The sequence below is a fragment of the Brevundimonas sp. CURTG3B2_SDJG genome, assembly GCF_057364705.1.
This window is the reverse complement of the sequence record NZ_JBNFOJ010000296.1, coordinates 1-3,339: the sequence shown is the minus strand read 5'-3', so window position 1 is coordinate 3,339 and position 3,339 is coordinate 1. Positions and strand designations below refer to the sequence as shown.

Genomic DNA, 3,339 nt, shown 5'->3' with positions numbered 1-3,339 from the left:
AGGTAGCGCTGCGGCGGCTCTGTCGCGGGCGTCGCCGGCGCCGCGTCGCGCGCCTCCAAGCGGGTCAGCCGGCGGTCGGTTTCGGCGGAAACGGTCTCCTGACGCGACAGCCGCTCGGCCAGCGGTTTCAACTGATCGCGCACCAACTGCTCATTCAGCATGTTGGCGGCCGCCATCGCCGCCTCCGGGTCCGGTGCGGACCCGATCCGTTCCGCCTCAGCTCGCACGTCGGCGGGCGGCCGACGCTGGCCTTCCAGCCCGCTGTTCGCCAGCCCGGCCTCGACCAGGTCCAATCGCTGCTGGACCGTCGCGATGTCCTCTGCCCGACCCGACGCATAGACCGATGTCGCCCGATCGACCGCCGCGGCGAATTGCTCGGACGAGATGTCATGGCTCCGCCACAGGGCGCAGTGCGTCAGCATGTGCTGAACCGCGACCAACCGCTCCTCGGTGAGGGTGTTCGGCAGGTTCCATTTCAGACGGAATCCCGCCATCGGGATGCTGGCGCCGATATCGACGTCCGCGGCCAGGGATCGGCGCAGATCGGCGCACACCACCGCGCGTTCGGGATCCGACCGGTTCGTGGGGATCGTCTCGCAGCCGGGCAGCACGGCCAACGCCGCCGCCACGACGAGGATTCCAGCCCCGGGCCGCATCTCAGGCGGGCCCGCCGTCCGCAGGCGGCGGCTCGCCCGCCGCCTGGACCGCGGACGCCACCGCCTCGGCGCAGGTCACGTCGGCGATGGTCAGGTTGGGCACGGCGACGGTCGTGTTGGTGTATATGTCTCGCGGGGCCGAGAACCACAGGGTGATGGCGAGGCCGCCCTGGCCCGCCAGATACTGGCTCAGCGATCCCCTCAGCTGTCTGAGGCTTCGCAGAATGCGCGTGTCCACGACCTCGATCGCCTGCATTCCCGTGCCGACGCAGGCGTTGAGGGTCGCGCCGCCCACGGCGCCTTTGATCGAGGCCTCCGCGGTCATCCGCTGGTCGAATCCGATGTCCGGAATGGCCCGAAGCACCTCGGCCGCGCTCAACACCTGCTGGGCCGCCCCGGCCTGCGTCAGAAGCGGCGTCCTCTGGAGGTTGAACTCGGCGTAGGGCAGGCCGGCGAGAGACGGGTCCCAGACGTCGGTCAGCATTCGGACCACCTCGACCTCGGCCCTGTCCAGCGCCGCTCGCCGGTCCGGGTAGACCTTCTTCAAGCGGCAGAAATAGTTCTGCGCGACCGAGGTCTGAGCCTCGGCCCCATAGCCGCCCACCAGGGTGCGGACGTAGTTCAGCTTGACTTGAGCGGTGACGGTCTGTCCCGAGGTGATGAAGGGCTTCATGAACGACGCCGCCCTCAGCAAGGTTTCCGCCGTCAGCTCGGCATGGGCGCGGCTGCTGACGCCCGACCATTGCGGAGAATAGGCGGGCCGGCCGCAATCCCGGTTCAGGGCCGCCTGGTTCACCGCGCCGCTGGCCGAGACATAGGGGTTCTGCGCCCAAGCCGCCCCGCCCCAGAGCCCGAAAAGCAGCGCCGCCGCCGTGAGGATGGTCCGCTTCATTCCTGTTCCCTCCGCTCCCGATACAACCATAGCCTGCCTTCCTCCCGGAATGGAAGAACGATGATTGCTGGAATCCGGCAGGTTCCGGAAAAGCGGGCGGACAGGTCCGCCATCCGGCCGACGCCCGCCCTCGGCCCGGACGGGAAGCCCGGACCGTCTGGTCTTCCCGCCTCGCTTCGATCAAGACTTCCCGGATCGCAGGGAGGGCGCGATGATGAGATGGCCGACGCTTGCGGGACTGGCGAAAGGCGAGGACGCCGCCTTCGCCCTGCTGCGGCTCTATCTGGGCGGCTTCCTGATCTGGGGTGTTTGGGACAACATCGTCTCCACCGCGCGGATGGCCGAGTTCCAGGCCTTCCTGGCCGGCTTGAACTGCCCCTTGCCCGCCCTGGCCGCCCCGGTCTCGGTCTGGGCCCAACTGCTGGTCGGCGTCCTGCTCATCCCCGGCCTGTTGACCCGCTGGGCCGGCCTGCTGCTGGCCGCCAACTTCATCGTGGCCGTCTGGCTGCTCTTAGGCCTCGAGGCGCCGGCCGAGGCGGTCGCGCGCGAGCTGTTCGGTCCGATGATGTGCGTCCTGGCCGGCCTGGTCCTGGCGACGCATGGCCCCGGCCGCTGGTCGGCCGACGTCCGCCTGTTCGCCGACCGTTGAACCGAAGGCCGCGGCGCCCCATCTAGTCGGCTGTCGACGCGCCGCCGGTTTCGGGGCGCGGGACGACGAACGGCCTGCTTCGGGGGCGACGAGAGTGACCACGCGAACCATCCTGTTCGACAGCCCCTTCCTGCTGGGCTTCGACCACACCCGGGCCCTGATCGACCGGGCCGCCCGCGCCGCGGGCGAAAGCTACCCGCCCTACAATGTCGAACAGCGCGGCGAACGCGGCGTGCGCATCACGCTCGCGGTGGCCGGCTTCGGCCCCGACGACCTGGCGATCACCCTCGAGGGCCGCCAGCTGACCATCGCCGGCAAGCGCGACGACGGCGGCAAGGCCGAACAGGCCTTCCTGCATCGCGGGATCGCCGGCCGCGGCTTCGTGCGCAGCTTCGTCCTCGCCGACGGGCTGGAGATCGACGGGGCCCGGCTGGAGCACGGCCTGCTCCACGTCGACATGAGCCGCCCGGAGGACGTCCCCGCCGTCCGGCGCATTCCTATCACGACGGCCTGAAACCGGCCGTTCGACCCGGCCGCCGCTTCAGGGGCCGAACCCAAGCGCCCTCAAGGCGTTAGTGCAGCATAAGGAGGCGGTCGCATGACGCCTGTGAAGATGACCCGAGCCGATTTCGCCGACCTCGGCGCCCCGGACCTCGTCTATGTGCGCAAGATTCGCGCCGCCGACGTGATCGAAGACGTCCCCCTCGCGGCGGCCAACGGCCTGTCGGTCGATCCCGAAGCCGTCCTCTACGCCGTCCACGGCGCCGACGGCGAGCGTCTGGCCGTCATGACCGACCGCGAAACCGCCTTCGCCACCGCCGTCGCCCACGAGCTGGAGCCCGTGTCGGTTCACTGACCAGCGCGCTCCGCCGGAGACGCCGGGCGCGTGTAAAGTGGCTAGTGATTAGTGGCTGCTGGTTCGCTGATGGCGAGCCGACGGGGCGCGATCGCTCTCGCATCAACCACTAATCACTAACCACTAACCACTAGTCGCCGCCGACGGCGACCTTCCGAGCGCGGTCAGTCGGCCGTCAGGCCGCCGTGGCCGGCGCGTCGTCGCGCACGAACAGGGCGCGGATGGCGTCGGCCGTGTGAGCCTGGCGCAGATGTTCGCGCATCTCCGGCGAACGCAGGGCGCGCGA

General features: G+C 69.9%; 5 protein-coding genes. 3 read left to right on the top strand and 2 right to left on the bottom strand.

Annotation, left to right across the window (positions count from 1 at the left end):
- On the bottom strand, positions 1–617 hold a 617-nt coding region (locus AC2W7C_RS15355), incomplete at its 3' end, for a hypothetical protein (protein ID WP_486002185.1).
- Positions 618–657: 40 nt separating this feature from the next.
- Complete coding sequence (locus AC2W7C_RS15350; protein WP_486002184.1) at positions 658–1,548, bottom strand: hypothetical protein; 891 nt, start codon at positions 1,546–1,548, stop codon at positions 658–660.
- A gap of 211 nt (positions 1,549–1,759) precedes the next feature.
- Between AC2W7C_RS15350 and AC2W7C_RS15345 the strand changes: the two genes are divergently transcribed.
- The 3 genes from AC2W7C_RS15345 (at position 1,760) to AC2W7C_RS15335 (ending at position 3,053) form a co-directional block, all read left to right on the top strand.
- The gene (locus tag AC2W7C_RS15345) at positions 1,760–2,197 is read left to right on the top strand and encodes a DoxX family protein (protein ID WP_486002183.1); all 438 of its coding nucleotides are present in this window, start codon (positions 1,760–1,762) and stop codon (positions 2,195–2,197) included.
- A gap of 94 nt (positions 2,198–2,291) precedes the next feature.
- Positions 2,292–2,711, top strand: coding sequence for an Hsp20 family protein (locus AC2W7C_RS15340; RefSeq protein WP_486002182.1), 420 nt, complete (start codon positions 2,292–2,294; stop codon positions 2,709–2,711).
- A gap of 84 nt (positions 2,712–2,795) precedes the next feature.
- Positions 2,796–3,053, top strand: coding sequence for a DUF1150 family protein (locus AC2W7C_RS15335; RefSeq protein WP_486002181.1), 258 nt, complete (start codon positions 2,796–2,798; stop codon positions 3,051–3,053).
- Positions 3,054–3,339: the final 286 nt, after the last annotated feature.